The following is a 25,311-nucleotide window of genomic DNA, read 5'->3' on the forward strand; positions in this document are numbered from 1 at the left end:
GTTCCCATGCCGAACACGGAAGTTAAGCGTCTCAGCGCCGAAAGTAGTTGGGGGATCTCCCCCTGTGAGGATAGGACGTTGCCAGGCAAACGGTGGTTCTGGAGCATTCGCTCAAGGGCCGCCGTTTTTTCATATCATCGATTCAGCTTAGTGGAAGAGAGGACGTAAGAAGAAATGGCTAAGAAGATCAAAGTATATGTCGAACCAAATGAAACGGTCAGCGAATGTTTAGATCGAATCAACGAAATGGGTTATCGTCCTATACGCCGCATTGAAAAGCCCGTCTTTGAGCAAACGGGAGCCAAAGATGAACCTGTCCATTCCCATCAATCGATTTTATTTGAATGCGTCTCTAAAGAATCCTAATGCCAAGCCGTCACACAATCTGTGTGACGGCTTTTTACATACTCAAAATGAATGCTCGCGTTCAAAGCATCGGTCTCCAAGCGCGTCCAATAAAGTTTGAGCTCGTTTTTCTATCTTTTTAGGAAGGTTCTCTTTACTAAAGTATTCAAGAGCCAAACTTTCCCCATCTTCCATGGCGAGCTCTCCATGTACTCTTTTTGCCTGGTATAGATGAATGACACCATATGTCTCGTCTCCGTTCGGATATTTAAAGTAACCATCTTCCCCGGAAAAAACCTGAATTAATTCGAAGTGCTCAGCGAGAAGTCCGGTTTCTTCTTTCAATTCTCGTGTAGCGACTTCTTCCAATGTTTCCCCGAGTTCCATCGATCCTCCTGGTAAACCCCAATCAAGCGTATCGGATCTATGTTGCATCAGTACCTCTTTCTTTTGATTGATGACTAAAATAGTGGCACCAACACTGATGATCGGGCGGTTACCAATCACTTCTCTAAGACTCGATATGTAACTCATCTAACTCCCCCTTTTCAATAGCATACATTATCGGAGAAGATTGTGCAGATTACATCTAAAAGGCGAACGATAAATATTCAGACAATTAAAATGTTCGCAGTTTATTGACATGTTTTCAAAGAACAAGGTACGATAGGCGTGTGAGATAAGAAAAATAAATAGTGCTCCATATAATCGCAAGGAAATGGCTTGCAAGTTTCTACCTGATCACCGATTCTGATCAGACTATGGGGTGTAGCGGACGTGTATTTGTCATGCCTATACCCTAAACTGATTGTCGGTTTAGGGATTTCTTTTTGTAAGGGGGACATTTGGAATGAACGTAGTCGTTGGAGTAATCATGGGTAGCTCATCTGATTGGGAGACGATGAAACATTCATGTGACGTGTTAGATGAGTTACAGATTCCATATGAAAAACAAGTCGTATCAGCTCACCGTACACCAGACCTTATGTTCGAATATGCTGAAGAGGCACGAGGCAGAGGCATTCAAGTGATCATTGCGGGTGCTGGTGGGGCAGCCCACCTTCCTGGAATGGTCGCTGCGAAAACGACACTTCCTGTCATCGGTGTCCCGGTACAGTCGAAAGCACTCAATGGAATGGATTCGCTCCTCTCCATTGTTCAGATGCCTGCAGGAGTTCCAGTAGCAACTGTTGCGATTGGTAAAGCGGGAGCAACGAATGCAGGATTATTGGCTGCTCAAATCCTGAGCATCCACTCCACAGACATAACACATCGACTTGATGCATTTCGGGAGAAGAAACAAGAGATGGCGATGCGAGGAACGGAGGAGTTGGTCTGATGAGAATCGGAATTTTAGGTGGAGGACAACTTGGACGGATGATGTCACTCAGTGCGAGTGCAATGGGGTACACGACGCTTTGTCTCGATCCAAACCCACATGCACCGACTGCTCAAGTGGCTGATTCAATTGTTGCCTCATTTGATGATGTCGATGCCGCAAAAGAACTCGCTGCTCGTTCAGACGTTGTGACGTATGAATTCGAGAATATCGACACGGAAATGATTGCAGCCATCGAAGAGAAGTGTCCACAAGGTATGGACGTGTTGAAGGCGACGCAACATCGCATCTTAGAAAAAAAAATGATTGAATCTGCTGGGTTACGAGTCGCGCCATATATTTCAGTTCGTACAGTTCGAGATGTACGGCAGGCATATGAGAAGCTCGGCTTACCATTTGTCATCAAAACGTGTCGCTTCGGCTATGACGGAAAAGGGCAAACGGTCATCCGGACGGAACAGGATGTTCAGGCGTTCACTGAACAGTTCACCGAACAAGAATATGTCGCTGAAGCTTGGTTGCCGTTTGAAAAAGAGATCTCCGTCATTGTGACACGAGGAGAAGAAGAAACGTCGACGTTCCCGATCAGTGAAAATATTCATCACAACAACATCCTACATCTCTCCATCGTACCAGCTCGTGTGGCAGGTGAGATTCAAGAAGATGCGAGACACCTCGCACTCCAGCTCGCCGATCATATCGGTTTAATGGGGACACTCGCTGTCGAGTTGTTCGTCATGCCAGATGGTCGCCTTTACGTAAACGAACTCGCACCGCGTCCCCACAATTCTGGACACTACACGATTGACGCATGTGAGACCTCACAATTTGAACAACACATTCGAGCCGTGACGGGGATGCGTCTCGGACGAACTACACTGACCACTCCGGTTGTCATGGTCAATCTTCTCGGCGAACATATGCAACGACTCAATGTCAAAGCATTGCCATCGAATGTTAAACTACATCTGTATGGAAAAGATGAAGCGAAGACAGGTCGCAAAATGGGACATTTGAACGTCCTTGCTGACACGGTCGAAGAAGCGCTTCATACCATCGAACAACTGGCAATTTGGAAGGAGACCGTTTTATGATTTCACGCTACACCCGCCCAGAGATGGCAAACATTTGGACTGACCAAAACAAATTCGAGGCTTGGTTAAAAGTTGAACTTTATGCCTGTGAGGCTTGGAGTGAACTCGGCATCATCCCGAAAGAAGATGTCCAAGTCCTTTGGGACAAGGCATCGTTTGATGTGGATCGCATTCTAGAGATTGAACAAGAGACACGTCATGATGTAATCGCGTTCACTCGTGCCGTTTCCGAGACACTCGGAGAAGAGAAAAAGTGGGTACATTACGGCTTGACGTCGACGGATGTCGTCGATACGGCACTCTCGTACTTAATCAAGCAAGCCAATGATCTTTTAGAGGCCGATTTAGATCGCTTCATCGGTATTCTTGCAGAAAAAGCGAAAGCACATAAGTATGACATCATGATGGGACGCACACACGGCGTGCACGCAGAACCGACAACGTTTGGTTTGAAGCTCGCCCTCTGGTATGAAGAGATGAAACGGAACAAAAAACGTTTCATGGCAGCTCGCGAAACGATTGAATTCGGGAAGATGAGCGGAGCGGTCGGAACGTTTGCAAATATCGATCCGTTCATCGAGTCATATGTCTGTGACAAGCTCGGTATCCAAGCTGCACCGATCTCGACACAGACACTCCAGCGTGACCGTCATGCCGAGTACATGTCAACACTCGCATTGATTGCCACATCGATTGAAAAGATGGCAACCGAGATTCGTGGACTTCAAAAAACAGAGACACGCGAAGTGGAAGAGTTCTTTGCGAAAGGACAAAAAGGGTCGTCTGCGATGCCGCATAAACGTAACCCAATCGGTTCTGAAAATATGACGGGTCTTGCACGCGTCATTCGTGGTCATATGATGACGGCTTACGAAAATGTTCCGCTCTGGCATGAGCGTGACATCTCGCACTCGTCAGCAGAACGCATCATCATCCCGGATGCGACGATTCTCCTTAACTACATGTTGAATCGCTTCGGCAATATCGTGAAGAACTTGACGGTCTTCCCGGATAACATGCGTCGCAACATGGACCGTACGTTTGGAATCATCTTCTCGCAACGGATTTTACTCGGTCTCATCGAGAAGGGGTGGTCACGTGAAGCGGCATATGATGCGGTTCAACCGAAAGCGATGCAAGCGTGGGAAGAAGAGACAATGTTCCGGACATTGATTGAAGAAGACAAAGAAATGGGCGCACTCTTTACGAGTGAAGAGCTCGATGAGTTGTTCGACCCGCGTTATCACGTACGTCGTGTCGATACAATTTTTGAACGCTGTGGTTTGTAATCGTTGAGGGGCGATACGCCCCTCTCACTTTTAAGGGGGAACGGTTCAGATGAAAGCAATTTATGAAGGCAAGGCGAAAGCGTTATTTGAGACAGAAGAAGCGGGTGTGCTTCGTGTGTACTACAAAGATGATGCGACAGCATTCAATGGAGAAAAGAAAGAGTCGATTGATGGGAAGGGGATTTTAAACAACGCCATCACGACCCAGTTGTTCGAATTGATGCATGACAACAAGATCCCGACGCACTTTATTAAACGAATCTCGGAACGAGAACAGTTGGTTCGTCGTGTCGACATCATTCCGTTAGAAGTGGTCGTCCGCAACGTCGCGGCCGGTAGTCTAGCGAAACGCCTCGGTTGGGAAGAAGGAACACCGCTCCTTGCGCCGATTGTCGAGTTTTATTATAAGGACGATGCCCTTGGGGACCCACTCCTCACGGAAGATCATATCCGGTTATTGCAAGTTGCTACACACAAAGAAGTCGAAACATTGCGACAACTAGGTCTTTGGGTGAACGACGTCTTGCTCGATTTCTTTGGTCAACATGGCATCGACGTAATCGATTTTAAATTAGAGTTCGGGAAAGTGGACGAAACGATCATCTTAGCGGATGAGATTTCACCGGATACGTGCCGTCTCTGGGACAAAGAGACAAAACAAAAGCTTGATAAAGACGTATTTCGTCGCGATTTAGGTTCTTTGACTGAGACGTATGGACAATTGTTAACACGCATAGGGGGAAACAGACAATGAAAAAAGTAAACGTGTACGTGACATTACGTGAAAGTGTACTCGACCCACAAGGAGTTGCCGTAAAGGGCGGACTCGAACATCTCGGATTCGTTGGAGTTGAATCGGTGCGGATCGGGAAAGTCATCGAGCTTCAAGTAGCGGACGACACGACAGAAGACATGGTCAAAGAAATGTGTGAGAAGTTACTCGTCAATACGGTCATTGAGAATTATGAAATCGAGATGGGGGTACTCGCATGAAGTTTGCGGTCATCGTCTTTCCAGGATCAAACTGTGACCTCGACATGTACCACGCGGTAAAAGATGTGCTCGGGGAAGAAGCGGAATACGTGTTTCATACAGAGACCTCACTTGAAGGATTCGATGGGGTCCTCTTACCAGGCGGTTTCTCATACGGAGACTACTTGCGTTGTGGGTCAATCGCCCAGTTTTCACCAATCATGGCTGAGGTGAAGCGTTTCGCGGAAGAAGGACGCCCGGTACTCGGTGTTTGTAACGGCTTCCAGGTGCTCGTCGAAGCGGGACTCCTTCCAGGCGTATTGATGCGAAACCGCGATTTGAAATTCATGTGTAAGACCGTCGATCTCGTCGTCGAAAACAATGAGACGATGTTCACGAGTGAGTATGCGGTACAGGAAACGATTCGCGTGCCAATCGCACACGGTGAGGGCAACTACTACTGTGACGAGACGACACTCGAGACATTGAAGGCAAATGGCCAGATTGCGTTCACCTATAAAGAGAACCCGAACGGATCGGTCGAAAACATCGCCGGCATCACGAACGAGGCAGGAAACGTACTCGGCATGATGCCACACCCGGAGCGTGCGGTCGAAGCGTTGCTCGGTGGAGAAGACGGTAAACGGTTATTCACGTCAATCGTAAAATGGGGGGCACGACATGTTACTTACAACTGAACCGACAGCTACACAAATCCGTGATGAACGGATCTATGCCACGATGGGATTATCGGACGACGAATACGCGCTCGTCGTCTCACTGCTTGGCCGGGAACCGAATTATACAGAAATCGGTCTCTTCTCGGTCATGTGGTCTGAACACTGTTCGTACAAAAACTCGAAACCGGTGCTCCGGAAGTTTCCGACAACCGGCAAGCACGTCTTACAAGGACCAGGAGAAGGGGCTGGAATCGTCGACATCGGAGACGGTCAAGCCGTCGCCTTCAAAATCGAGAGTCATAACCATCCATCCGCGATCGAGCCTTATCAAGGAGCGGCTACTGGGGTGGGCGGAATCATCCGTGACATCTTCTCGATGGGCGCCCGTCCGATTGCTTTATTGAACTCACTCCGTTTCGGAGATTTGAACGAATCACGTGTGAAACATTTATTCGGTCATGTCGTATCCGGTATCGCTGGATACGGGAACTGTGTCGGCATCCCGACTGTCGGTGGGGAAGTCGCATTCGACCCGGCCTACTCAGGCAACCCGCTCGTCAACGCAATGTGTGTCGGCTTCATCCGCCATGAAGACATTCAAAAAGGAATCGCGGAAGGTGTCGGAAACTCAGTCATGTACGTCGGAGCAACGACAGGGCGCGACGGAATCCATGGTGCCACGTTCGCTTCTGAAGAACTCGGAGAAGACGCAGACGAGAAACGTCCAGCCGTTCAAGTCGGAGACCCGTTCATGGAGAAGCTCTTGATCGAAGCGTGTCTCGAAGTCATCAAACATCCGGCACTCGTCGGGATTCAAGACATGGGCGCAGCCGGATTGACGTCATCGTCAGCAGAGATGGCATCAAAAGCAGGAATGGGAATCGAGATGAACCTAGACCTCGTCCCACAACGTGAGACTGGCATGACACCTTACGAGATGATGCTTTCGGAATCGCAAGAGCGGATGCTCCTCGTCGTCAAAGCAGGACATGAAGACGAAATCGAAGCAATCGTCACGAAGTGGGGACTTCATGCAGTCAAAGTTGGGGAAGTCATTGAAGAAAAAGTACTTCGTCTCGTTCATCAAGGAGAAGTCGCAGCGGAAGTACCGGTCGACGCACTCGCAGAAGATGCACCGGTTTATCATAAGCCTTCTAAAGTCCCAGCATATTATGAAGCCTTCCAAGCAATGGAGCCGGTCACACCGATTGTCGAAGATGTGATGGCGACATGGAAAGACGTCCTTGCGATGCCGAGCATCGCCTCGAAACGTTGGGTGTATGAGCAATATGACCATATGGTACAAACGTCGACAGTCGTCGCACCAGGTAGTGATGCCGCGGTCATTCGCATTCGTGAGACGGAGAAGTCGCTCGCGATGACGACAGACTGCAACGCGAAATATGTCTATCTCGACCCACGTGTCGGTGGAGCCATCGCTGTCGCGGAAGCGGCTCGAAACATCGTCGCAAGTGGTGCAGAACCACTCGCTTTGACGGACTGCCTCAATTTCGGGAGTCCAGATAAACCGGAAGGGTTCTGGCAACTCGACCAAGCCGTCGAAGGAATGGCAGAAGCGTGTCGGACGCTCGATACGCCGGTCATTGGTGGGAATGTCTCGCTTTATAACGAATCGAACGGACAAGCCATCTACCCTACACCGGTCGTTGGAATGGTCGGACTCATCGAGAAACCAGAACATATTACGACATCGTTTGCGAAACAAGCGGGAGACGTCGTCTTCTTACTCGGTGAGACGAAAGCGGAATTTGGCGGAAGTGCCCTTCAGATGTTGCAAGACGGAAAAGTGAGCGGTCATGCGCCGACACTCAATCTTGAAGAAGAACGTCAGACACAAAAGGCGTTGCTTCACGCTATCCGTGAAGGCCTTGTCACGGCGGCACATGATGTATCAGAAGGTGGTCTTGCGGCAGCGTTACCGGAACTGGTCTTTGGAACAGGGTTCGGCATGGACGTGACGATTGACACAGATCTCGTGACGGCGCTATTCAGTGAATCACAGTCACGTTTCCTCGTGACGGTCGACAAGGCACATGCCGAGTCATTCGCGAGCATGACGAACGGAACAGCAATCGGGACAGTTACAGAAGCATCAACTCTTGTCGTTCGTGCAAGCGACCGCTTGATTGAAATGGATGTACAAGAGTTAGAGCGTGTATGGGAAGGAGCTATTCCATGTTATATGACATCCGAGGCATGAACGAGGAATGCGGCGTCTTCGGTGTGTTCGGTCACATCGAGGCGTCACACCTTGCCTATTACGGACTGCACAGCTTGCAGCACCGTGGGCAAGAAGGAACGGGAATCGTCACGGCAGACGGAGAACGTCTCCATGCGAAACGTGGACTCGGACTCGTCACCGAAGTGTTCGATGAGACATCACTCGACACGCTCACGGGGAACCATGCGATTGGGCACGTCCGCTACTCGACGGCTGGCGGCAACACGCTCGAGAATGTTCAGCCGCTTCACTTCAAGTCGTTGACTGGTGATTTGGCGATGGCGCATAACGGAAACCTTGTGAATGCGAACGAATTGAAACATATGCTCGAAGCGGAAGGCGCGATCTTCCAGACGACTTCCGACACGGAAGTCGTGGCCCACCTCATCAAGCGGAGTCGCGGCAATTCATTGAAAGAACGGATCGCCGACAGCTTGGCCCGTCTCGTCGGGGCATTCGCATTCCTATTCTTGACGGAAGATGCATTGTACGTCGGTGTCGACGTGCATGGGTTACGTCCATTGTCACTCGGTCAAACTGAAGACGGGGCTTACGTGTTCGCTTCGGAAACGTGTGCGTTTGACGTCGTGGGGGCGACGTACGTACGGGATGTTGAGCCAGGAGAATTGCTCATGATCACGAGCGAAGGCATCACGTCAGAGCGATTCAGTGAAGCGGCCGTCCGTGCCATGTGTTCAATGGAATACATCTACTTCTCACGACCGGACTCCATCATCGATGGCATCAACGTGCATACGGCACGTAAGGCCATGGGGAAAAAGATGTTTGAAGAAGCACCGGTCGAAGCGGATGTCGTGACAGGTGTGCCGGATTCGAGTATTTCTGCGGCAATCGGCTATGCTGAGGCGAGCGGAATTCCTTACGAAATGGGACTCATTAAAAACCGTTACGTCGGACGGACGTTCATTCAACCGTCCCAGGAATTACGAGAGCGCGGCGTGAAAATGAAGTTGTCAGCGTTACGCGGTGTCGTGAACGGGAAACGCGTCATCATGGTCGATGATTCTATCGTCCGTGGAACGACGAGTCGCCGAATCGTCACGTTACTTCGAGAGGCAGGCGCGACGGAAGTGCATGTGCGCATCACGTCACCGCCGATCAAACATCCGTGTTACTACGGAATCGATACATCTACCAAGGAAGAGTTAATTGCGGCAACCAAATCCATTGAAGAAATCAGAGAAGAGATTGGTGCCGATTCACTAGCGTTCCTCACATTAGACGGAACGGTCGAAGCCATCGATCGTCCGTTTGAAGGAGCGTTACGCGGGCAGTGTGCTGCATGCTTCACGGGACTTTATCCGACTGAACTTGCAGAACTCGTGACAGAGACAAAGGCTTAAGGGGGAAAAGCGATGAGCGTTCGTTATGAACAAGCGGGTGTGAATTTAGAAGCGGGGTACGAGGCCGTATCCCGTATGAAACGTCATGTCGCTCGGACGATGCGTCCGGAAGTGATGACAGGGCTCGGTAGTTTCGGAGCGATGATTGATCTCGGTTCGATGAACATGAAACACCCGATTCTCGTGAGCGGGACCGACGGGGTCGGGACGAAGCTGAAATTGGCGTTCGCGCTCAACCAACATGACACGATTGGAATCGATTGCGTCGCCATGTGCGTCAACGATTGTCTCGTGCATGGAGCAGAACCGCTCTATTTCCTCGACTATATCGCGACCGGAAAAGCAGAACCGGCCAAGCTCGAGCGCATCGTCGCCGGCGTTGCCGAAGGATGTGTCCAAGCCGGTTGTGCGCTCGTCGGTGGCGAAACGGCTGAGATGCCAGGAATGTATCCGGATGGCGAATATGACATCGCTGGATTTGCGGTCGGTGTTGTGGAGAAAGAAGACTTGCTCGACGGTTCGTCGATTCAGGATGGAGACATCGTACTCGGCCTTGCATCTTCAGGCGTCCACTCGAACGGGTTCTCGCTTGTACGTCATATCGTTGAAGCGCAAGGTCTTCATTATACGGATGAGATTGCGATGCTCGATACGACCCTCGGGAACGCCTTGCTTTTGCCTACACGGATTTATGCTGAAGCGGCGAAAGCGGCGATTTCGACAGGTAAGGTTCAAGGGATGGCACACATCACGGGTGGTGGATTCTATGAGAACGTCCCTCGCATGTTGCCAGAAGGTCTCGGAATCACGTTCGATGCGTCGAGTTGGCCGAGTCTTCCTGTATTCGACTGGCTCGAACAAGTCGGAAATATTTCGAAGCAAGAGATGTTCAACGTCTTCAATATGGGGATCGGTTATATGATTACGGTACGAGCTGAAGAGGTGGAACTCGTTGAAGCGGCGCTCGAGCGTGTCGGGGAGACTGCGTACCGAATCGGTAAAGTCGAGAGTCGTCCAGGAATTCGAATCTCAGGAGTGGACCAATGAAACGATTTGCCATCTTTGCGTCAGGATCGGGAAGTAACGCCGAAGCAATCTGGCAAGCGATCGCCGATGGTCATTTGTCTGCCGAATGCGTGTTGCTTGTGACGGACAAACCAGAAGCTACGGTTCTTGATCGTGCGGAACGTCATGGGATTCCAAGTTTTTCATTTACACCGAAAGCGTACGCGTCGAAAGAGGAGTTCGAGGAAGAAATTCTCGTTCTTCTCCATACGCTGCAAGTGGACTATCTTGTCTTAGCGGGGTATATGCGCTTGATTGGAAATGTGTTACTATCCGCATATCCGAACCGCATTTTAAACATCCATCCGTCGCTTTTACCTGCTTTTCCGGGTAAAGACGCGATTGGACAGGCGCTTGACGCCAACGTGCCGACGAGTGGTGTGACGGTTCATTATGTGGATGCGGGGATGGACACGGGTCCGATCATCGCACAGGCGTCTGTCGAGATTGAAGGATGTGACCGCACCGAGGCGACACGTCGCATTCAAACGATCGAGCATCAACTGTATCCGCGCGTATTACAACAAGTGTTGAATCAACAGGAGGTTTTCAAGTGAGAGCATTATTAAGTGTTTCTGATAAAACAGGCATTGTCGAACTCGCAACCGTCTTGCATGAGGCGGGCATCGAGCTCATTTCAACAGGTGGGACCGAGGCGGCGCTTCAGCAGGCGGGATTACCAGTCAAAAACATTTCGGAAGTGACATCGTTCCCTGAAATGTTAGACGGTCGTGTCAAAACGTTGCACCCACTCGTTCACGGGGGCTTGCTCGGACGTCGTGACCTTGATACGCATGTCGCGCAAATGAAAGATCATCACATCGAACCAATCGATTATGTCGTGGTCAATCTGTATCCGTTCAAGGAGACGATTGCGAAAGAGAATACGACATACGAAGAAGCGATTGAAAATATTGATATCGGTGGACCGAGTATGTTGCGTTCGGCAGCGAAGAACCATGCGAGCGTCACGGTTGTCGTTGATCCAAGCGATTACACACTCGTCGCCGATGAAGTACGTGGTGGCGGCACATCGTTTGAGACACGTCAGCGTCTTGCGACGAAAGCGTTTCGTCACACGGCGGCATACGACGCGTTGATTGCCGACTACTTAGGTCGTCAAATCGGCGAAACGTTCCCAGAACAGTTGACGGTCACGTATGAGAAGGTTCAAGACCTTCGTTATGGGGAGAACCCACACCAACAAGCGGCGTTTTATAAGACACCTTTATATGACGGGATGACGCTTGCGAATGCGACACAATTACACGGGAAAGAGCTCTCGTATAACAATATTCAAGATACGAATGCAGCACTTGAAGCACTTAGTGAATTGAACGAACCGGCTGCTGTCGTCGTTAAACATATGAATCCTTGTGGTGTCGCGGTAGGACAAACGATTCATCAGGCGTTTGAACGTGCACACGCAGCGGATCCGGTCTCCATCTTTGGCGGAATCGTCGCCTTGAACCGCGAGGTCGACATCGAGACGGCAGATGCCCTTCGCAACATCTTTTTAGAGATCATCATTGCTCCATCCTTTAGTGAGGCAGCACTTGACCGATTGAAAGAGAAGAAGAACCTCCGTTTGTTGACGTTAGATATGGGACAGATGACAGGCATGCGCCTTACGGCTGTCGCGGGAGGATTGCTCGTACAAGATGGCGATGACATGACACTCGATGATGCAGCGTGCCAAATCGTGACGGATCGTCGTCCGACAGCATCAGAATGGGAAGACTTGAAACTGGCATGGCGCGTCGTCAAACACGTGAAGTCAAACGCCATCGTCGTCGCAAAAGACGAAACGACGATTGGAATCGGTGCCGGACAAATGAACCGTGTCGGCGCAGCAAAAATCGCCTTCGAACAAGCTGGGGAACGCGCGACAGGCGCGGCTCTCGGAAGTGATGCCTTCTTCCCGATGGCAGATACGGTCGAAGCGGCAGCAGCGGCAGGAATCACGGCCATCATCCAACCGGGTGGGTCGATTCGCGATGCCGAATCGATTGAAGCGGCAAATCGCCATGGCATCACGATGGTATTCACATCAGTCAGACATTTCAAACACTGAGAGGGGTTCGCGTCATGAACGTATTGGTCATCGGTCGAGGAGGACGCGAGCATGCGCTCGCATGGAAGTTGAAACAAGACGGGCATGACGTCTTCGTTGCACCGGGCAACGACTTCATGGAAGGGATGACGTGTGTGTCAATCCATGAAACAGACGTGGAGGCGCTCGCCCATTTCGCAGAAGAAAACGAGATTGGATGGACGATTGTCGGACCTGAATCGTCGCTCATGGCAGGGGTCGTCGATACGTTCCGTGCCAAAGGACTGAACATCTTTGGACCGACGAAAGCAGCTGCCTTACTCGAAGGCAGCAAGGCGTTCGCCAAAGAAGTCATGATGGAAGCCGGGATTCCGACAGCAGCGTACGAGGCGTTCACGGATGTGAAGTCGGCGCTTGCCTATATCGAGAAGCTTGGGGCACCACTCGTCGTCAAGGCGGATGGATTAGCAGCCGGTAAAGGCGTCACGGTCGCGTTCACGGTCGAAGAGGCGGAAGCTGCCGTACGTGATATTTTCACGACGGATAAATTTGGTCAACAGTCACAAGTCGTCATCGAAGAGTTCCTCGACGGGGAAGAGTTTTCACTCATGGCGTTCGTCTCGGGAGAGTGTGTCATTCCGATGATCACCTCGCAAGATCATAAACGAGCCTATGACGGCGACAAGGGACCGAACACGGGTGGTATGGGCGCCTATAGCCCGATGCCACATCTGACAAAGGACGTGTATGAGGAGGCGGTTGAGACCGTATTAAAACCGCTCGCACAAACGATGGTCAAACGAGGGACGTCGTTTGAAGGATTCTTGTACGCCGGTCTCATCTTGACGGCGGATGGACCGAAAGTCATCGAATTCAATGCACGCTTCGGTGACCCGGAGACGGAAGTCATCTTGCCGAACCTGAAATCACCGCTCCTAGACGTGATTGAAGCGGTCGTTCGTCAAGAGTCGTATCCGGTTGAGTGGGTCGACGGATATACGATGGGTGTCGTCATCGCGGCCGAAGGGTATCCGGACCGACCAATCACGGGTCAGGTGTTATCAGGATTTGAGTCACTTTCGAAAGATGTGCTAGTCTTCCATGCCGGTACGACAAAGAAGGGTCACCAAATCGTAGGAAGCGGAGGTCGTCTATTTGTTGTGACGGCGACGAAACCGACACTACCTGAGGCAAAAACGGCTGTATATGAGGCAATTTCGCAACTCGATTTACCTGAAACGTTCTATCGATCTGATATCGGGGCACGAGCGTTTGAACACATTATTTAAAGGATGGGTCAACCCATCCTTTTTTTCATGCGAAAAAAAGGAAATACCGACATCCTGTTCTACAATAATAAAGTAGATTGAAGAAGGAGGGTGGTCGGCCTGCGTGTTCAAACAAAATTATTTATTGCGATTGCCGTGAACATCGTACTCTTCATCGGCGTCATTTTATTCGTCATCAAACCGTATTTTATAGAGAAAAGTATTGAACAGGACAGGGCGATGACTCGTGATCAAATCGAGAGTGTATCGGAAGTGTTCGCCAATCACCGTCTCATGCTCGAACGGATCCTTGTCGACTGGTCAGTCTGGACGAACGCCTATGATTTTGTTCAAAATCGAAATGAAGCATTTGTTGAGAATAATATGGGAGCAGATACCCTTGAAAATCTTGGAGTCGGTGCGATGATTTTTCTCGATCAAAATCGAGAGGTTGTCTATTCCGAATTCAATCAATTTTATGAGTTGGGCAATAAAGAGGAAAAGAATGATTTCACAAATGAATTGATACGTTACGTGAACTCGTCTGGTGTCACGCAAAGTGCGGTATATGGGACCGACTTCGGCCCTGTCGTTTTCATGAGTCATCCGATTGTAAAAAGTGATGGAACGGGGGAGCCTGGTGGCACACTGATTCTGATTCAAAAAATTGGTCCGGATTTCATGGCAGCGATGAGCGCCCAAGCAAAAACAAAATTATCGATCAGTCCACTGTCTCACCAACAATTGACGGTTGACCAAGACGAGCAATTTTCCCGTGTCTCGTTACCGCTTCAGTCCGTCTATCAAGATGCGAACTGGGAACTCAACTTTTCAGTCAAACGCACGTATTATACGAATACGCAAACAATGCTAGAAACAGGTATGTTCGGTCTGGTCGTTCTAGGTCTTGGTCTATTGATGACACTATTTTGGACGGTGAATCAGATTATCACGAAACGGTTAATGCGCATCGTCAACGAACTGAAATCGATCACGAAAGAACGAAATAGCCGTTTGCGGATTCGATTGCAGCCGAATCAACAAGATGAGATTGAAGAGATGGCTGTCAGCATGAACGAAGTGCTAGATGCCCTTGAACAGACCCAAAAAGAATCGTTGACGCGAGCCTTCCGCGATTCCTTAACGCGTCTTCCGAACCGGTTAGCGGTCGAAGAGATGTTTATGAATTTGCCTGAATCGTCTAAATCAATTGGAGTCATGGGAATCGATCTCGATAACTTCCGACGAATCAACGATCAATTCGGTCAACGCACGGGCGATGCGATGCTGACGTTCTTTGCGTCTCGATTGATGTTTTATAAAGAAGATGGGTTTGTGGCACGGATTGGTGCCGACGAGTTTATTTTGATTCATCCAGATTGGACGACCGAAGAGTTACTGATTGTCGCCAATCAACTAGTGAAGGATTTGCGTGAATGGGGTTTGAAGCAAGGCATGAATCATTTGACCTTGAGTATCGGTATTGATGAATTGATTGAACCATCGCATCACTCATATGAAGTGATGATGGCACGACTCGATGTCGTCTTACACGAGGTGAAAGTATCAGGGAAAGATAAAATCCTCTCCTATCAAGAGATTGAAGATGGGAGTCACTACTTGCAGGCGCTCGAGATGGAGCGGGATCTTCGCTATGCGTTGCGCCATGATGAGTTCGAACTGTATTATCAGCCGATTGTCTCTCCGCAACCGTTTCAGGTACGAGGGGTAGAAGCGTTGATTCGTTGGCACCATCCGACGAAGGGGTTCATCTCTCCGGGCGTCTTTATTCCAGTCGCGGAACAACTAGGTCTGATTTCAGATGTCGGGCGCTGGGTGCTCAATCATGCCATCACTGAAATCCAAGAATATATCGAACACTTTGACTTGTTCTTGTCAATCAACGTATCGAAGCGTCAAATTCTAGACGATTCATTTTTAGAAGCGTTAGAGGAAACACTGATGAAGACAGGATTTCCGCCGCATCGATTGCATGTCGAAATCACAGAGAGTGAAGTTGGGGGAAACGTGTATGAACTTCAACAGTTCATCCAAGCATTGAAAGGAATGGGCGTTAAAATATCGCTCGATGATTTTGGTGTCGGAACATCCTCACTCTCATTCCTGCAATCGCTTCATCTAGATATCGTTAAGATTGACCAAAACTTCGTGAAAGGTATTCCTGAGAACAAGTTTGACCGTGCCTTGTTAGAGGGACTCTATCAAACGTTCCAAACACTAGGACTCGAGATTGTCACGGAAGGGGTCGAGCGGCCAGAACAGCTCGCGTTCGTATTAGAATATAGTGGTTCACTTATTCAAGGCTATCACTATAGCAAACCGATTCCGGTTAACGAACTACACCTCTATTTACGTAAAACGGTCATGACTCAAATTTGAGGTAGGCGGCTCTTCATAGGAAGAGCCGCCTTTTTTGTGAAAAATATATGTGAATTTTGTTACAATAGGGAACATAACTTGCGACCCATTCAGAGAAAAGGTAAACTTGAAACAGGGAAAGAAAACGCTTTCAAAACTATTTTTTAATAACTTTGAAAGGGAAAAGGGAGGATTGGGTTCGATGCCAACAAAAAGAACGGCGCGGGCACCGTGGTCTAAAGTGATGATTCGTTCACAACTTGAAGTCGTAGATCGATTACGGCCACCTTCGCTCGTCTTACAGAATGCGACGTACTTGAACGTCTACGTGAAACAATGGAGAACGGCGAATATTTGGATTGAGGGAGATCGCATCGTGTATGTCGGTCCAGATCTACCAGAATCAGCGGTCGAAACGGTCGATATGACAGGGAAATATATCGTACCAGGTTACATTGAGCCGCACGCTCATCCATTCCAATTATACAATCCGGCGACGTTGTCGAAATATGCAGGGGAGCGTGGAACGACGACGCTCGTCAATGACAACATGCTGCTTTTTTTACAAGAGAAAGAGCAAGCGTTTGCGCAACTTGAAGCGATTCAACAATTGCCAACGAGTACGTATTGGTGGGCACGACTCGATACGCAGACCGAACTAGATCGGGAGAGTGTTACGGTCGACTCTGAACGCGTCCACGAGTGGTTCAACCATCCAGATGTCGTGATGGCAGGAGAACTGACGGCATGGCCACGCGCCTTGAAGGGCGATGATGAGATGCTTCAGTGGATGCTCGATGCCGAGACGTGTGGGCTGCCAGTCGAAGGGCACTTTCCGGGGGCATCTCCTAAGACATTGACGAAAATGGCGTTGATGGGAGTACACAGCGACCATGAGGCGATGACGGCGGAAGAGGCGTTCAATCGACTAGAGCTAGGTTATACGACGACGCTACGCCATTCCTCGATTCGACCGGACCTGCCAGGGATGATTCGTGACCTATTGGCGAACGGATTGACGGCGTTCGACCATCTTATGGTGACGACGGACGGCTCGACACCGGGCTTTTATGAGGACGGCATGCAGGATGCCCTCGTCCGGATTTTGATCGAAGCAGGGCTACCGGCCATCGAGGCGTACCGGATCGTTTCGCATAATGTAGCACGCCACTTCGACCTCGATCATATTTTAGGTGCGATTGCGCCGGGCCGAATCGCGCATTTGAACATTTTGGACGCAATCGAGGAACCGCGTCCGACAGCTGTCATTGCGAAAGGACAATGGATTTATCGGGACGGTGAATCGCTATTCCCGAACGAATTAGTGGAAGCGGTGCTCGACATGATGCCGTCGACAGACGTTTCCATCGAACTGACGCCACAAGACTTGTCATTCAGCATGCCTGTCGGACTCGATATGGTCAACTCGGTCATCATGAAGCTGTTTAAAATTACGCATGACACGGGTCAAGATGAACTACCGCGGGATGGAGATGAATCGTTTCTCATGTTGCTTGATAAAGAAGGCAAGTGGCGATTGAACACAGTCCTAAAAGGGTTCGCCCGAGATTTCGGTGGACTCGTCAGTTCGTACTCGATCAGTGGGGACTATTTGATTCTCGGAAAATGCAAACAAGATATGTTACAGGCGTTTGAGCGAATGAACGAACTTGGAGGCGGGATTGTTCTCGTCGATCAAGGAAAAATCATTGCCGAGATTCCATTGCCACTCTGTGGGATGACATCGACGGAGCCACTTGAAACGCTCATCGGTCAAGAGAAACAGCTACGGGATGAACTTGTGGCGAGGGGTTATCAATTCGAAGATCCGATCTACACGTTACTCTTTTTAGCCTCTACCCATTTACCTTATGTTCGGGCGACACCTCTTGGAATTTATGAAGTCATGAAGAAACAGGTACTATTTCCTGCGATTTTGCGATGAATAGTTGAGTCCGGGGCGCCCCTGCTTTAGAATGAGAAAGAAGTATGAGTAGAGAGGATGCTTGCGGATGCAACTCGATAAATTACGAGGTCGAGAGCTCGATCAATTGTTTGAAGCTATTTTGAAGCTCGAGACGCTCGAAGACTGTTATCAATTATTTGATGATTTAGCGACTGTCAATGAAGTTCAGGCCCTTGCGCAGCGACTTGAAGTGGCGCGGCAAATACGTGAAGGAAACACGTATCATAAAATTGAGGATGCGACAGGCGCCTCAACCGCAACGATTTCACGTGTGAAGCGGTGCTTGAACTATGGGACAGGCGGATATGATCTTGCTCTTGAACGTCTACAACAAACAAAAGGTGACTCGTAAGAGTCATCTTGTTTTTGATGGAGGGGAGGGGCAAGATGCAACAAAAATTCATGAAACGGAACTTACAACTGTTCTTTCGAAACTTAACACCGGTTCAAACACTTGTGTTGATCTATAGTGCGGCGGCGATTTTGTCCGTGTTGCTCCTCGCCTTACCAATCGCCCATAAACCCGGTGTGACCATCACGTTTACCGATCTCGTCTTTTTTGCGGTGAGCTGTGTCAGTGTCACGGGACTGACCCCAATCGTGGTCACCGATACATTTTCCACGTTCGGCTTATTCATCATCCTATTCATTGTCCAAGTGAGCGGTGTCGGATTGATCAGTCTACACGTCATCATGTGGATTTTGCTTGGGAAGCGGATCGGGTTCCGGGAGCGACAACTGATTTTACGTGACCAAAACCAGACATCGATGTCTGGGATTGTCAAATATATCACGGAAATCGTTATCACCGTCATCGCGATCGAGGCGGTCGGCGCCGTCTTACTCGGTGTCCACTACTTAAATTATTTTGATACCGCCGGAGAGGCTTTCTTACAAGGATTATTCGGGTCGGTCAGTGCGACGACGAACGCCGGATTTGATATTACAGGTAGTTCGCTCGCGCCGTTCCGAGAGGACCCCTTCGTCATTTTCACGCAAATCGCGCTCATGACTGGTGGTGCCATCGGTTTCCCGGTACTTGTTGAGATTCGGACATACTTGGTGAGTCGAATCACACGAAAACGTCACACGTTCCCAAGTCGTTTCTCGTTATTTACAAAACTGACGGTTTCGACATTCTTTATTTTAATCGCTGTTGGTACGGTCGGATTGTTCATCTTTGAATACAATAATGCGTTCGAAGGCTTACCGCTCTGGTTGGCGTTATCAGATTCATTATTCCAGTCCGTCACGACACGAAACGGCGGTCTGTCGACGGTCGATGTCAATTTGTTCTCCGAAGCGAGCATGTTGCTCTTATCGATTCTCATGTTCATCGGGGCCTCGCCATCATCTGTCGGTGGGGGGATTCGAACGACGACGTTTGCTGTAGCCGTACTCGGTGTCGTCGCGTTCATCCGTGGAGACTCGTCGATTAAAATTTTTGGTCGAGAGATTGTTCTTGAAGATATTTGGAAAGCGTTCGTAATCATCACCGTTTCACTCGCTGTTCTTTTATCTGGCGTCATGGTCATGGCTTACTTTGAAGATGCCTCATTGACGCGGATCTTATTCGAGGCATGTTCTGCGTTCGGGACGACAGGATTATCGGTCGGACTTTCTTCCGAATTTAGTAACGTCGGGAAATGGGTACTGACGATTCTCATGTTCATTGGACGAATCGGGGTCATCGCCTTCATTCTCATCTTGCAACGGAGACAGCCGAAGCGGATGTATAACTATCCGAAAGAATCAATCATCTTAGGATAAGGAGATTGTCACATGAAAGCATTTTGGATCAACTTTGGATATGTCTTTATCGTTCCAGTCCTGCCATTCATCGCTGTCGTCAACGGAACAGCACTCTGTTCACCGGATTCTCCGTTACTGGATATCCCCGTACTCGGATTCTTTTTGGCAAATCCGCTTTGGTTCGTACCAGTATACGGCCTATTCGCCTTGCTTGTAGCGAAATGGCTCACAGATCGGGAACGGAATCGTACGGCACGTTCGTGACTTGCTTCGGCAAGTCTTTTTTTGTTGGGGAGATGCACGCAAAGAAAAAAATCGATACACTAGAGAAGGATTCGATAGGAGGGGACGAGTTGGAATTTCAAACGTGGCGCCATGTATTTAAACTAGATCCAAATAAATCGCTCACAGATGAGGCGCTTTCTGCCCTCATTCATTCGGGAACGGATGCCTTCTTGATTGGAGGAACGGATGGAGTGGATGCGGAAAACACGTTTGCGCTTTATGCGAGAGTCCGAGATGCAGGAATACCGGTCGCGCTCGAGATTAGCCATCCAAGTCAGGTTATCCACGGATTCGATCATTACTTCGTACCGACTGTGTTGAATGCAGGGACAACGGAATGGATCATCGGACATCACGTGCGTGCGTTTGAACGGTACGGCCATTTCTTTGATTCTCGTCTTGTGACGGCTCAAGGGTATCTCGTTTTAAATCCGGATGCGAAAGTCGCGCAAGTGACAGAAGCAAAATGTGATCTATCTATAGAAGAGGTGGTGGCCTATGCGGAAGCCGGACATCATCTGTTTCGTCTCCCATCCCTTTATATCGAATATAGTGGACGGTTTGGACAAGTAGATGTCGTCAAAGAGATTCGTCTGGCGTTGCCCGATGCCCATCTCTTTTATGGTGGCGGGATTGATGGGGAGGAGACAGCTCGATTGATGAGTGAGCATGTCGACACAATCGTTGTCGGTAATATCATTTATGAAGACTTAGACGGAGCACTTGCGACTGTGCAGGTACTCCGATAAAATAAGAACAAACGTTTGGAATAAGGAAGGAATCAATTATGTATAATCTTAGCGAAGAATTAGTCAAAGGCATGAACCCGGAACAGGCAGAAGCGGTTAAACATACCGATGGTCCTCTTTTGATTATGGCGGGAGCGGGGTCTGGAAAAACACGTGTCTTGACCCATCGTGTCGCCTACTTGATGGCGGCGAAGCAAGTGGCACCATGGAACATTTTGGCGATTACGTTCACGAATAAGGCGGCGCGAGAGATGAAAGACCGAATTGCGCGCCTTGTCGGTGGAGTCGCTGAAGATATTTGGATTTCTACGTTCCACTCGATGTGCGTCCGGATTTTACGCCGAGATATCGACCGTATCCGGTATGACCGCAGCTTTTCCATTTTAGATGCATCGGACCAATTGACGGCAATCAAACAAGTATTGAAAGAATTGAACCTCGACCCGAAGAAGTACGAACCGCGTACCCTTCTCGGGATGATTTCGAATCATAAAAATGAACTACGTACAGCGAAGGATGCAGCTGCACTCGTCGGGAATAATCCTTACGAGCGCATCATCTCGGACGTCTACACAGCGTATGAGAAAAAGCTGAAACAAAACAACGTGCTCGACTTTGACGACTTGATCATGAAGACGATTCACTTGTTCCAAGAAGCACCGGACGTGTTGGCGTTCTATCAGAAGAAATTCAAATACATCCATGTTGATGAGTATCAGGATACGAACCGTGCCCAATACACGCTCGTCAAACTTCTCGCGCAGGCGCACGAGAACTTGTGTGTCGTCGGGGATTCGGATCAATCCATCTATCGGTGGCGCGGTGCAGACATCGCTAACATTCTGACGTTCGAGAAAGATTATCCGAGCGCCCACGTCATCTTGCTCGAACAAAACTATCGTTCGACGAAACGGATTTTGGAGGCGGCGAACGGTGTCATCCAAAACAATGCTTCGCGCAAAGATAAAAATCTTTGGACTGAAAACGACGAAGGGGAGAAATTGTTGCTCCACGTCGCATCAGACGATCGCGATGAAGCGTTCTTCATCATGAACCAGATGAAAGAGCTGAAGATGGAAGGGATGGACTACGGTCAGATGGCGGTCCTTTACCGGACGAACGCCCAGTCGCGTGGTCTCGAGGAAATGCTCCTCAAGTCGAACATCCCATACAAGATGGTCGGCGGGACGAAGTTCTATGAGAGAAAAGAAATCAAGGACGTCTTGGCGTATTTGCGTTTGATTGCCAACCCGGATGAGGACATCTCGTTCGTTCGTGTCGTCAATGAACCGAAACGCGGCATCGGTGCCGCGACGATTGATAAACTAGGGGACTTTGCGGACATGCAAGGTGTCTCGCTCATGGATGCGATTCGTGACATCGAACTCTCAGGCATTGCCCCACGTACGGCGACGAAACTTGCGGACTTCCGTCAGATGATGATGGATTTACGTCAGATGGCGGACTATCTCTCCATTTCAGAACTCGTTGAGGAAGTATTGAAGAAGACGGGTTATGAAGAGATGCTCAAAATCGAGAAGACGCTTGAAGCAGAAAGCCGACTCGAAAACTTACAAGAGTTCCTGTCGGTCGCCCAAAACTTCGAGAAAGAAAGTGACGAACAGACGCTCGTCGCCTTCCTCACGGATTTGACGCTCGTCTCTGACCTCGATTCACTCGATGAAGTCGATGAGTCGCATCAAGTCACGTTGATGACGCTCCATTCGGCCAAAGGACTTGAATTCCCGGTCGTCTTCTTAATCGGAATGGAAGAAGGACTCTTCCCACATAGTCGTGCCTTGAACGACGAGGAAGAGATGGAAGAAGAACGTCGCCTCGCCTATGTTGGAATCACGCGTGCTGAGAAACGTCTCTATTTGACACGTGCTCAGTCACGGATGTTGTATGGTCGTTTCCAAAACAACCCGGAATCCAGATTCCTTCATGAATTGCCGGAAACGTTGTTGGAACGTTCTGGCAAGGCGAGAAAACCGATGCCATGGAACCCGGTCGAGTCACCAGGGAAGTTGCCGGTGAATGGCTTTAGTTCGAAACCAAAACCAAAGCTTGCCCAATCGTCCGGCGCCGAAACGGTCGGATGGAATGTCGGTGACAAAGCGAATCATAAGAAATGGGGACAAGGGACGGTCGTACAGACACGTGGAGAAGGCGATCAACTCGAAGTCGACATCGCATTCCCTGAAGTCGGAATCAAGCGCCTGTTGGCTAAATTTGCCCCTATCGAAAAAGCGTGAGGTGACAATATGGAGATGGCAGAACGCGTAGAAGAGCTACGTAAAACGTTAAATCAATACGGTTACGAGTATTACGTGCTCGACCGTCCGAGCGTACCGGACTCCGAATACGACCGTTTGATGAATGAGTTGATTCAAATCGAAACTGATTACCCAGAACTTCGAACACCGGATTCTCCGACGCAACGCGTCGGAGGAGCACCACTCGACGCATTCGTCAAAGTGACACATGACACACCGATGCTCTCGCTCGGCAACGTCTTCTCGAAAGAGGAACTCGTGGAGTGGGTAGAGCGAATCGAGAAAGACCTCGGGTACACACCGACATTCGTAGCGGAACTCAAATTTGATGGTCTCGCTGTCTCGTTAAAATATGAGAATGGCCGTCTAATCCGTGGCGCGACGCGCGGAGACGGGACGACAGGTGAGGACATCACGCAAAACTTGAAGACGATTCGTTCCATCCCACTTCGATTGAACGAGGACGTCACGTTTGAAGTGCGAGGTGAGGCGTATATGCCGAAACGTTCGTTCGAGCAGTTGAATGATGAACGGGAACGTGTCGGCGAGCCATTGTTTGCGAATCCGAGAAACGCGGCGGCCGGATCACTTCGACAACTCGACTCGAAAATTGCGGCGTCAAGAAACTTGGCGTTTTTCGCATACGGTTTAGTATCGCAAGACGATCTCGTCGCGTCACATGACGAATCACTAACCTACTTGAAACGACTTGGTGTCGCGGTGAGCGGGGACTATACGACGTGCCAGACGGCAGATGAGCTGTGGGATTATATCGAAACGTATGTGACGAAACGAAGTGAACTCCCATATGAAATCGATGGGATCGTCATCAAAGTCGCAGGATATGAAGAGCAGGAACAACTGGGGTTCACTGCGAAAAGTCCACGCTGGGCCGTCGCGTATAAGTTCCCGGCAGAAGAAGTCGTGACGACGATTGAGGACGTCGACTTCAGTGTTGGACGGACGGGGAAAGTCACACCGCGGGCCCGCTTTGCCCCAGTGTCTGTAGCAGGATCGACGGTGACGTATGCGACACTTCACAATGAAGATTTTATAAAGGAAAAAGATCTTCATATCGGTGATCGGGTCGTCATCAAAAAAGCTGGAGACGTCATTCCTGCCGTCGTATCGGCACTTGCGAGTGAACGAAACGGCGAAGAGCGGGTAATTGAATTTCCGACGCATTGTCCGGCGTGCGGATCTGAACTGGTTCGACTCGAGGACGAGGCAGATCATCGCTGTGTCAATCCGGAGTGTCCGGCACAACTGCTCGAAGGACTCATTCATTTCGTATCGAGACAAGCGATGAATATCGATGGGCTCGGCGAAAAAGTGATCACGCAGCTTCACGAAGCAGGACTCGTGCACAACGTGGCCGACCTGTATCGCTTGAACCGTGACGATTTGCTTGCACTCGAGCGCATGGGAGAGACATCGGTGACGAATCTCCTTTCTGCAATCGAACAGTCGAAACAAAATTCGCTCGAACGTGTACTGTTTGCCCTCGGAATTCGACTCGTCGGTCAAAAAGCCGCTTCTTTAATTGCAGAACGGTTTGAGACGATGGATGCGATCATCGATGCGACGGTCGAAGAATTGACATCCATCGATGGCATCGGGACGAAGATGGCGGAATCGATTGTCGTTTACTTCGAAAAACCGGAAGCGCGTGAACTCATCAGAGAATTGGCTGAGTCAGGTGTGAACTTATCCTTTAAAGGAGCAAAACGTCCTGTGACTGACGGGGCACCGCTTTCTGGAAAGACGGTCGTATTGACCGGAAAGTTACACGAGATGACACGTGGAGAAGCCGGGAAACAGCTTGAACTCCTCGGAGCGAGTGTGACGGGAAGTGTCAGTAAGAACACAGACTTGCTCGTGGCCGGTGAAAAGGCGGGCTCGAAGCTGGCGAAGGCCGAATCTCTTGGCATTGAAGTATGGGATGAGGCAAAACTGCTCGACTTTTTACATGAACAAGCGTAAGACGTTCGCTTCGGCGAACGTTTTTTGCTTTTTCGGAAATAAATGGGATTGAGCAGGTTCGCACAAGCGTTCGAGGGGTATAGATTAACTAAATCAAAATGTTAATATATTTTTGCGAGAGAACCCTTAGACATCAGGACTTTCACACACACATCCCTCTCATTCCTCTACGTGGTGAAAGTTCGACATCGACACGACATCGATTTGAGC

At 49.5% G+C, this 25,311-nt stretch carries 22 protein-coding genes, 1 rRNA gene and 1 riboswitch; of the genes, 22 read left to right on the top strand and 1 reads right to left on the bottom strand.

Annotation, left to right across the window (positions count from 1 at the left end; genetic code table 11):
* Positions 1-87 (top strand): 5S ribosomal RNA (gene rrf / locus KNO66_RS12060); the annotation flags it as partial.
* Positions 88-174: 87 nt separating this feature from the next.
* Entirely contained in the window at positions 175-366 is a 192-nt protein-coding gene (locus KNO66_RS12065) for an NETI motif-containing protein (RefSeq protein ID WP_015880702.1), read from the top strand.
* A 42-nt stretch (positions 367-408) separates the two neighbouring features.
* Here KNO66_RS12065 and KNO66_RS12070 read toward each other — a convergent pair whose 3' ends face one another.
* Entirely contained in the window at positions 409-879 is a 471-nt protein-coding gene (locus KNO66_RS12070; RefSeq protein WP_214742708.1) for an NUDIX hydrolase, read from the bottom strand.
* A gap of 146 nt (positions 880-1,025) precedes the next feature.
* Positions 1,026-1,127: riboswitch (purine riboswitch) on the top strand.
* Between the two features lie 68 nt (positions 1,128-1,195).
* Here KNO66_RS12070 and purE point away from each other — a divergent pair.
* The 20 genes from purE to ligA all read left to right on the top strand — a co-directional run bounded on the left by purE (position 1,196) and on the right by ligA (position 25,101).
* Complete coding sequence (purE, locus tag KNO66_RS12075) at positions 1,196-1,684, top strand: 5-(carboxyamino)imidazole ribonucleotide mutase (protein ID WP_214742709.1); 489 nt, start codon at positions 1,196-1,198, stop codon at positions 1,682-1,684.
* Complete coding sequence (purK, locus tag KNO66_RS12080) at positions 1,684-2,778, top strand: 5-(carboxyamino)imidazole ribonucleotide synthase (RefSeq protein ID WP_214742710.1); 1,095 nt, start codon at positions 1,684-1,686, stop codon at positions 2,776-2,778. The genes purE and purK overlap by 1 nt, the downstream gene beginning before the upstream one ends.
* Positions 2,775-4,067: an adenylosuccinate lyase gene (gene purB, locus KNO66_RS12085; protein WP_015880706.1), complete on the top strand. Its 1,293-nt coding sequence runs from the start codon at positions 2,775-2,777 to the stop codon at positions 4,065-4,067. The genes purK and purB overlap by 4 nt, the downstream gene beginning before the upstream one ends.
* A 49-nt stretch (positions 4,068-4,116) precedes the next feature.
* On the top strand, positions 4,117-4,821 hold the full coding sequence (gene purC, locus KNO66_RS12090; RefSeq protein ID WP_214742711.1) for a phosphoribosylaminoimidazolesuccinocarboxamide synthase: 705 nt from the start codon (positions 4,117-4,119) through the stop codon (positions 4,819-4,821).
* Positions 4,818-5,060, top strand: a complete 243-nt coding sequence (gene purS / locus KNO66_RS12095; RefSeq protein WP_214742712.1) for a phosphoribosylformylglycinamidine synthase subunit PurS — start codon at positions 4,818-4,820, stop codon at positions 5,058-5,060. The genes purC and purS overlap by 4 nt, the downstream gene beginning before the upstream one ends.
* Positions 5,057-5,737 carry a phosphoribosylformylglycinamidine synthase subunit PurQ gene (purQ, locus tag KNO66_RS12100; protein ID WP_214742713.1) on the top strand — a complete coding sequence of 227 codons (681 nt, stop codon included), beginning with the start codon at positions 5,057-5,059 and terminating at the stop codon, positions 5,735-5,737. The genes purS and purQ overlap by 4 nt, the downstream gene beginning before the upstream one ends.
* Complete coding sequence (gene purL, locus KNO66_RS12105) at positions 5,721-7,940, top strand: phosphoribosylformylglycinamidine synthase subunit PurL (protein WP_214742714.1); 2,220 nt, start codon at positions 5,721-5,723, stop codon at positions 7,938-7,940. Before purQ ends, purL begins: the two co-directional genes overlap by 17 nt.
* Positions 7,916-9,325: an amidophosphoribosyltransferase gene (gene purF, locus KNO66_RS12110; RefSeq protein ID WP_214742715.1), complete on the top strand. Its 1,410-nt coding sequence runs from the start codon at positions 7,916-7,918 to the stop codon at positions 9,323-9,325. The genes purL and purF overlap by 25 nt, the downstream gene beginning before the upstream one ends.
* Positions 9,326-9,337: 12 nt before the next feature.
* On the top strand, positions 9,338-10,372 hold the full coding sequence (purM, locus tag KNO66_RS12115; protein ID WP_214742716.1) for a phosphoribosylformylglycinamidine cyclo-ligase: 1,035 nt from the start codon (positions 9,338-9,340) through the stop codon (positions 10,370-10,372).
* Entirely contained in the window at positions 10,369-10,947 is a 579-nt protein-coding gene (gene purN / locus KNO66_RS12120) for a phosphoribosylglycinamide formyltransferase (protein ID WP_214742717.1), read from the top strand. Before purM ends, purN begins: the two co-directional genes overlap by 4 nt.
* Entirely contained in the window at positions 10,944-12,464 is a 1,521-nt protein-coding gene (gene purH / locus KNO66_RS12125) for a bifunctional phosphoribosylaminoimidazolecarboxamide formyltransferase/IMP cyclohydrolase (protein WP_214742718.1), read from the top strand. The genes purN and purH overlap by 4 nt, the downstream gene beginning before the upstream one ends.
* Positions 12,465-12,478: 14 nt before the next feature.
* Positions 12,479-13,732, top strand: a complete 1,254-nt coding sequence (gene purD, locus KNO66_RS12130) for a phosphoribosylamine--glycine ligase (protein WP_214742719.1) — start codon at positions 12,479-12,481, stop codon at positions 13,730-13,732.
* Positions 13,733-13,822: 90 nt separating this feature from the next.
* On the top strand, positions 13,823-16,111 hold the full coding sequence (locus KNO66_RS12135; protein ID WP_214742720.1) for a bifunctional diguanylate cyclase/phosphodiesterase: 2,289 nt from the start codon (positions 13,823-13,825) through the stop codon (positions 16,109-16,111).
* A 181-nt stretch (positions 16,112-16,292) separates the two neighbouring features.
* Positions 16,293-18,035, top strand: a complete 1,743-nt coding sequence (locus tag KNO66_RS12140; RefSeq protein ID WP_214742721.1) for an adenine deaminase C-terminal domain-containing protein — start codon at positions 16,293-16,295, stop codon at positions 18,033-18,035.
* Between the two features lie 67 nt (positions 18,036-18,102).
* On the top strand, positions 18,103-18,408 hold the full coding sequence (locus KNO66_RS12145) for a YerC/YecD family TrpR-related protein (RefSeq protein ID WP_214742722.1): 306 nt from the start codon (positions 18,103-18,105) through the stop codon (positions 18,406-18,408).
* Positions 18,409-18,443: 35 nt separating this feature from the next.
* On the top strand, positions 18,444-19,826 hold the full coding sequence (locus tag KNO66_RS12150; protein ID WP_214742723.1) for a TrkH family potassium uptake protein: 1,383 nt from the start codon (positions 18,444-18,446) through the stop codon (positions 19,824-19,826).
* Between the two features lie 12 nt (positions 19,827-19,838).
* The gene (locus tag KNO66_RS12155) at positions 19,839-20,072 is read left to right on the top strand and encodes a hypothetical protein (RefSeq protein ID WP_214742724.1); all 234 of its coding nucleotides are present in this window, start codon (positions 19,839-19,841) and stop codon (positions 20,070-20,072) included.
* 89 nt (positions 20,073-20,161) lie between these two features.
* Positions 20,162-20,842, top strand: a complete 681-nt coding sequence (pcrB, locus tag KNO66_RS12160; RefSeq protein ID WP_214742725.1) for a heptaprenylglyceryl phosphate synthase — start codon at positions 20,162-20,164, stop codon at positions 20,840-20,842.
* 38 nt (positions 20,843-20,880) lie between these two features.
* Positions 20,881-23,097 carry a DNA helicase PcrA gene (pcrA, locus tag KNO66_RS12165; protein ID WP_214742726.1) on the top strand — a complete coding sequence of 739 codons (2,217 nt, stop codon included), beginning with the start codon at positions 20,881-20,883 and terminating at the stop codon, positions 23,095-23,097.
* Between the two features lie 9 nt (positions 23,098-23,106).
* Positions 23,107-25,101: an NAD-dependent DNA ligase LigA gene (ligA, locus tag KNO66_RS12170; protein ID WP_214742727.1), complete on the top strand. Its 1,995-nt coding sequence runs from the start codon at positions 23,107-23,109 to the stop codon at positions 25,099-25,101.
* The last annotated feature ends 210 nt before the right edge of the window (positions 25,102-25,311 follow it).

Source organism: Exiguobacterium sp. s48 (assembly GCF_018617395.1).
Lineage (GTDB): Bacteria > Bacillota > Bacilli > Exiguobacteriales > Exiguobacteriaceae > Exiguobacterium.

What these genes read in the sequence shown, in the direction of transcription:
- purK (WP_214742710.1), top strand. Translation starts at nt 1,684, where the DNA reads ATGAGAATCGGAATTTTAGGTGGAGGACAACTTGGACGGATGATGTCA.
- purB (WP_015880706.1), top strand. Translation starts at nt 2,775, where the DNA reads ATGATTTCACGCTACACCCGCCCAGAGATGGCAAACATTTGGACTGAC.
- KNO66_RS12145 (WP_214742722.1), top strand. Translation starts at nt 18,103, where the DNA reads ATGCAACTCGATAAATTACGAGGTCGAGAGCTCGATCAATTGTTTGAA.
- purC (WP_214742711.1), top strand. Translation starts at nt 4,117, where the DNA reads ATGAAAGCAATTTATGAAGGCAAGGCGAAAGCGTTATTTGAGACAGAA.
- purL (WP_214742714.1), top strand. Translation starts at nt 5,721, where the DNA reads ATGTTACTTACAACTGAACCGACAGCTACACAAATCCGTGATGAACGG.
- KNO66_RS12065 (WP_015880702.1), top strand. Translation starts at nt 175, where the DNA reads ATGGCTAAGAAGATCAAAGTATATGTCGAACCAAATGAAACGGTCAGC.
- purN (WP_214742717.1), top strand. Translation starts at nt 10,369, where the DNA reads ATGAAACGATTTGCCATCTTTGCGTCAGGATCGGGAAGTAACGCCGAA.
- ligA (WP_214742727.1), top strand. Translation starts at nt 23,107, where the DNA reads ATGGAGATGGCAGAACGCGTAGAAGAGCTACGTAAAACGTTAAATCAA.
- purQ (WP_214742713.1), top strand. Translation starts at nt 5,057, where the DNA reads ATGAAGTTTGCGGTCATCGTCTTTCCAGGATCAAACTGTGACCTCGAC.
- purS (WP_214742712.1), top strand. Translation starts at nt 4,818, where the DNA reads ATGAAAAAAGTAAACGTGTACGTGACATTACGTGAAAGTGTACTCGAC.
- pcrA (WP_214742726.1), top strand. Translation starts at nt 20,881, where the DNA reads ATGTATAATCTTAGCGAAGAATTAGTCAAAGGCATGAACCCGGAACAG.
- KNO66_RS12070 (WP_214742708.1), bottom strand. Translation starts at nt 879, where the DNA reads ATGAGTTACATATCGAGTCTTAGAGAAGTGATTGGTAACCGCCCGATC.
- purM (WP_214742716.1), top strand. Translation starts at nt 9,338, where the DNA reads ATGAGCGTTCGTTATGAACAAGCGGGTGTGAATTTAGAAGCGGGGTAC.
- purD (WP_214742719.1), top strand. Translation starts at nt 12,479, where the DNA reads ATGAACGTATTGGTCATCGGTCGAGGAGGACGCGAGCATGCGCTCGCA.
- purE (WP_214742709.1), top strand. Translation starts at nt 1,196, where the DNA reads ATGAACGTAGTCGTTGGAGTAATCATGGGTAGCTCATCTGATTGGGAG.
- purF (WP_214742715.1), top strand. Translation starts at nt 7,916, where the DNA reads ATGTTATATGACATCCGAGGCATGAACGAGGAATGCGGCGTCTTCGGT.
- KNO66_RS12155 (WP_214742724.1), top strand. Translation starts at nt 19,839, where the DNA reads ATGAAAGCATTTTGGATCAACTTTGGATATGTCTTTATCGTTCCAGTC.
- KNO66_RS12150 (WP_214742723.1), top strand. Translation starts at nt 18,444, where the DNA reads ATGCAACAAAAATTCATGAAACGGAACTTACAACTGTTCTTTCGAAAC.
- KNO66_RS12140 (WP_214742721.1), top strand. Translation starts at nt 16,293, where the DNA reads ATGCCAACAAAAAGAACGGCGCGGGCACCGTGGTCTAAAGTGATGATT.